5 protein-coding genes are annotated in these 4,268 nt (G+C 72.2%); all 5 read right to left on the reverse strand.

The window, feature by feature from the left end:
• Window positions 1–57 precede the first annotated feature (57 nt).
• Window positions 58–651 (reverse strand): hypothetical protein, encoded by a 594-nt coding sequence (locus tag ACFV6I_RS05495; protein ID WP_159398501.1) that lies wholly within the window; start codon window positions 649–651, stop codon window positions 58–60.
• A gap of 192 nt (window positions 652–843) precedes the next feature.
• Window positions 844–1,614 carry an ABC transporter permease gene (locus tag ACFV6I_RS05500; RefSeq protein WP_380335114.1) on the reverse strand — a complete coding sequence of 257 codons (771 nt, stop codon included), beginning with the start codon at window positions 1,612–1,614 and terminating at the stop codon, window positions 844–846.
• Window positions 1,611–2,537 (reverse strand): ATP-binding cassette domain-containing protein, encoded by a 927-nt coding sequence (locus ACFV6I_RS05505; protein ID WP_063349236.1) that lies wholly within the window; start codon window positions 2,535–2,537, stop codon window positions 1,611–1,613. The genes ACFV6I_RS05500 and ACFV6I_RS05505 overlap by 4 nt, the downstream gene beginning before the upstream one ends.
• Window positions 2,537–3,373, reverse strand: a complete 837-nt coding sequence (locus ACFV6I_RS05510; RefSeq protein WP_380335117.1) for a DUF4097 domain-containing protein — start codon at window positions 3,371–3,373, stop codon at window positions 2,537–2,539. The genes ACFV6I_RS05505 and ACFV6I_RS05510 overlap by 1 nt, the downstream gene beginning before the upstream one ends.
• A 132-nt stretch (window positions 3,374–3,505) precedes the next feature.
• Window positions 3,506–4,081: a YlcI/YnfO family protein gene (locus ACFV6I_RS05515; RefSeq protein ID WP_380335120.1), complete on the reverse strand. Its 576-nt coding sequence runs from the start codon at window positions 4,079–4,081 to the stop codon at window positions 3,506–3,508.
• Window positions 4,082–4,268 lie beyond the last annotated feature (187 nt).

The following is a 4,268-nucleotide window of genomic DNA, read 5'->3' on the forward strand; positions in this document are numbered from 1 at the left end:
GCCCGCGCCCCCGGCCCCCCCCCCCCCGCGCCCCCCCCCCCTACCGCCCCCCCAGCTCTACCGGGGCGTCGGGCCCTGCCGGCTCGGCCGGCCGTCCGGGTCGAGGGTGAACACCACGGTCTCGGTCCCCTTCACCCCGGTCACCGCGATCCGGTCCGGCCCGGACCAGTCGACCCTGCCGAACTCGCCGCCACGGATGTCCCATTCGCCCAGTTCCCAGTGGCGGGCGGACCAGCCGCTGCCGGTCAACAGCTCGACCCGGTAGATCGGGTCGATCGAGAAGGCGACGTCGGTCACGGTCAGCACGCGGTCCGGGCGCTCCGGGTGGCTCTTCCGGCTGACGGGCTGCCCGTCGCGGTCGAGCAGCAGCGACAGGAGCACGGCCAACCCCCCGAGGAAGACGAGTGACACCAGGGCGGCCGCGCAGCCGACCTGCGACCACCAGGTGCGGAACTCGAACTGGATCACCAGCGAGACCACGGCCAGCACGACGGTGGCGCCGAGCAGCGGCAGCGGGTGGTTGAGCCAGCGCTCGACCTCCACCAGCCCACCTGAGAACGAGGCCTGATAGCCCGGCAGATAGACGAGGAGCGCCGCCAGCGCCACACCTCTGAGCCACCACACGATCCGCTTGCGACGTGCCGCCGTCATGCGCCCCTCCCCAGGGTGAGCCTTTGCCCGGACTTTACTACCGGATGTCCGGCGGTTGGGGCTCCGGTCGGCTCCGGCCCAGGCCCGGGGCGTCCACCACTACCGGCCACGACTCAGGACCGGCCACGACGCCGAGAGGCCCGGGCGGACATCGCTGTCCTCCCGGGCCTCCCGCTACCGGCCGTACCCCCGTCACCGCCGGTAGAAGACGCTCCTCGACCAGAAGTAGCCGATCAGCGTCAGCCCGGTGCACCACGCCAGCGCGCTCCAGGCGCTGTTGCCGATCGGGGTGCCCATCAGCAGCCCCCGCAGGGTCTCGATGATCGGCGTGAACGGCTGGTACTCGGCGAACCACCGCAGGGCGGTCGGCATCGAGTCGGGCGGGACGATGGCGCTGCCGATGAAGGGCAGGAACTGAATCGGCATCGGCAGGTTGCTGGCGCTCTCCACCGTCTTGGCGACCAGCCCGATGCCCGCCGATATCCAGGTCAGCGCGATGGTGACGAACAGCAGCAGTCCGACGGCCGCCAGCCATTCCACCAGCCCGGCGTTGGGCCGGAAGCCCATCGCGAGGGCCGCGCCGACCACCAGGACCAAGCCGAGCATGGTCTGTATCACGCTGCCGACCACGTGCCCGGCCAGGAAGGCCGAGCGCGATATCGCCATCGTGCGGAAGCGGTTGACGATGCCTTCCGTCATGTCGACGCAGACCCCGATCGCCGTGACCAGCGACCCCGAGGCCGCCGCCATCAGCAGGATGCCGGGCGTCACGTAGTCGATGTAGCTGCCGCCGCCGATGCCCGCGCCGAGCGCGCCGCCATAGGCGTAGTTGAACAGCAGCAGCATCATCACCGGCATGATCACGACTGCGAAGGTCAGGGACGGGTACCGCAGCGCGTGCTTGAGGTTGCGCCGCAGCATGGTCAGCGAGTCACTGACCGCGTAGCTCACCGAAGCGCTCATCGGACGCCCTCTCCCGTCAGCGTGAGGAACACGTCGTCCAGATCGGCCGTCTCCACGACCAGCGACTCGGCCCGGACCGAGGCGTTGTCGAGCGCGTCCAGCACCGCCTTCACGGTGACCACGGAGTTGTCCCCCGGGATGTCCAGCCGCAGCGCCTCGGTGTCGACCACCGCGTAGTCGAACAGTCCGGCGGCAGCCCCCAGTTGGGCCGCGTCCGCGAACTGGAGCCGGATCCGCCCGCCGGGGACGATCCGCTTCAGCTCGTCCGCCGTGCCCTCGGCGACGATCCGCCCGCCGTCCAGGACGGCGATCCGGTCGGCGAGTTCGTCGGCCTCCTCCAGGTACTGGGTGGTGAGGAAGATCGTCACCCCATGGTCGGCGACCAGCCCCCGGATGATCTCCCACATCGTCCGCCGACTGCGCGGGTCCAGCCCGGTGGTCGGCTCGTCGAGGAAGATCACCCGCGGATCGCCGACCAGCGTCATCGCCAGGTCGAGCTTGCGCCGCATGCCGCCGGAGAAGGTGACGACCGGCTTGCGCGCCGCCTCCGTGAGGTCGAACCGCCGCAGCAGATCCTCGGCCCGCCTCCGCCCCTCCCGACGGGGGAGGTGGTTGAGGTCCGCCATCAGCAGCAGGTTCTCCTCGGCGGTGAGCAGGTTGTCCACCGCCGAGAACTGGCCGGTGACACCGATCGCCGCCCGCACCCCGGAGGCCTGCTCGACCACGTCGTGCCCGGCCACCCGGGCCACCCCGCCGTCGGCCGGGATCAGGGTGGAGAGGATCTGCACGGTGGTGGTCTTGCCGGCGCCGTTCGGCCCGAGCAGGGCGAACACGCTGCCCGCCGGAATCTCCAGGTCGATGCCGTTCAGCACGGCCTTGTCGCCGTAGGACTTGGTCAGTCCGACTGCCGAGATCGCCGCCATCACGCCCTCCGGATCACGACGTCGCCGAGCTGGGTGCGGCCGCGGACCTCGACGGTCTCCCGAGCGTCGCCCGGACCCTGCGTCGCACCGAGGGCGTTGCGCACGGTGCCGACCTTGCTGTGCACGTCGAGCCAGGCGGCCGTGCCCTCCGCGATGCCGACCTCCAAGTCCCCCAGGGAGGTCTGCATGGTGATCTGGCCGCGCACCACCCGGCCGATCCGGATCGGGCCGTGCGCCGTCTTGGCGTCCACCCCCGCGTGGGCGGTGCCGACCTCGATCCGGCCGAAGGAGGAGCTGGCCTTGAGCGCCCCGTGGACCTCACGGACCTCCGTGTCGCCGTTGCTGTTCTTGACCGTCAGCGTGCCCCCGACCGTGCCGACCGCGACCCGGCCGAGCCCGGAGACCTCCGCGTCCCCGTCGACCGAGTCCACCCGGACCTCCCCGTGGTCGGTCTTGAGCCGCGCGCTCGCGGCCTGCTCGACCTGGATCCGGCCGAGCGAGGTCTTCAGCCGGCAGTCGCCGAGCGGGCCCTCGGCGACGAAGGTGGCCATCGGGGCGTCGGCGTTGACCTCGGAGCCCGCCGGCAGCTCGATCAGGATGTCGATCGAGCCGATCCGGCCGAACGGCGAGCGCTTCTTCGGGCCCTTGAGGGTGAACCGGCCGCCGGCGTAGTCGACCTGGGTCTGCTGGGCGGCCTTGACGTCCGCCTCCTCGGCGGGGTTGGCGGGCTTGACCTCGACCACGGTGTCGGTGCGCTTGCTCGCGCTGATCCGCACCGAGCCGATCTCGAATTCGAGGGTGGCGGAGATCGGTCCGTCGGTCTCGTACGTAGGCATGGCTGTCCCGTCCTCTTGACTCTGATGGGTGTTCCCGCTGGTCGGAGCGGGGGTGACGTCGTTGCGGATGGAGCGCGGATGGAGCGGATGGAGCGGGTCTGGCAGGCGGAGCGGATGGAGCGGGCGGAAGCGTCAGTGGACCCAGCCGGTGAAGCCCTGGCCGCCGCGGCGCGGGCGGACCGTCGGCTGGGGGGCCGGTGCGGCGGCCGGGCGGGCGGCCGGCTCGCCGGCCTCCAGCGCGCCGGCGACGGCCCGGACCAGCCAGGCGTTGAGGGAGAGGCCCTCCTGCCCGGCGGCCTCCTCCGCCCGGGCCTTGAGGTGGGCGGGCAGGCGCAGGTTGATCCGGGCGGTGCCCGTCTCGTCCGACTCCGGCACCACTGGCGGCGCCACTGGCACCACCGATGCCACCATCGGCGCCATCGGTGGCACCACGGGCGGCACATCACCGTGGAAGGCGTCGGTGCCGGGCGGTACGGTGACCACGAACTCGGGATCGAGCCCGCGCAGCCGCACGTCCACCGAGCCGGGGGCGAGCTCGCGGGTCACTTCGCCCATCGCGGCCGAGAGCGCGTTGAGCAGGGTGAGCCGCACGGCCGAATCCAGCGGCAGCGTCAGCCGCTCGGCCAGCGCGCGGGCTTCGTCCCCGCCCGTGCCCGCGGCCACCGCGAGCTCGTTCCGAAGGTTTTCGACGTACGGCGTGAGGTCCATGGCTTCAGCATGGCACAGCAGTGGTGCCATGTCGAGCCATTAATGGCGCCACTTTGGCACCATGTCCGAATGGGGACAGAAAACCCGGCCCCCCGGGCGCGGGGGGGCGGGGGGGGGCGGGGGGCGGCTACACGGGGGGGCCGCCGGGGGGGCGCGGCGCGAGGGGCGCGGCCCCCCCCCCGGGCGG

This window comes from Kitasatospora sp. NPDC059803, assembly GCF_042732255.1.
Lineage (GTDB): Bacteria > Actinomycetota > Actinomycetes > Streptomycetales > Streptomycetaceae > Kitasatospora.

Excerpts from the sequence above, each read along its gene's own strand:
- ACFV6I_RS05495 (WP_159398501.1), bottom strand. The coding sequence starts at position 651 with ATGACGGCGGCACGTCGCAAGCGGATCGTGTGGTGGCTCAGAGGTGTG.
- ACFV6I_RS05500 (WP_380335114.1), bottom strand. The coding sequence starts at position 1,614 with ATGAGCGCTTCGGTGAGCTACGCGGTCAGTGACTCGCTGACCATGCTG.
- ACFV6I_RS05505 (WP_063349236.1), bottom strand. The coding sequence starts at position 2,537 with ATGGCGGCGATCTCGGCAGTCGGACTGACCAAGTCCTACGGCGACAAG.
- ACFV6I_RS05510 (WP_380335117.1), bottom strand. The coding sequence starts at position 3,373 with ATGCCTACGTACGAGACCGACGGACCGATCTCCGCCACCCTCGAATTC.
- ACFV6I_RS05515 (WP_380335120.1), bottom strand. The coding sequence starts at position 4,081 with ATGGACCTCACGCCGTACGTCGAAAACCTTCGGAACGAGCTCGCGGTG.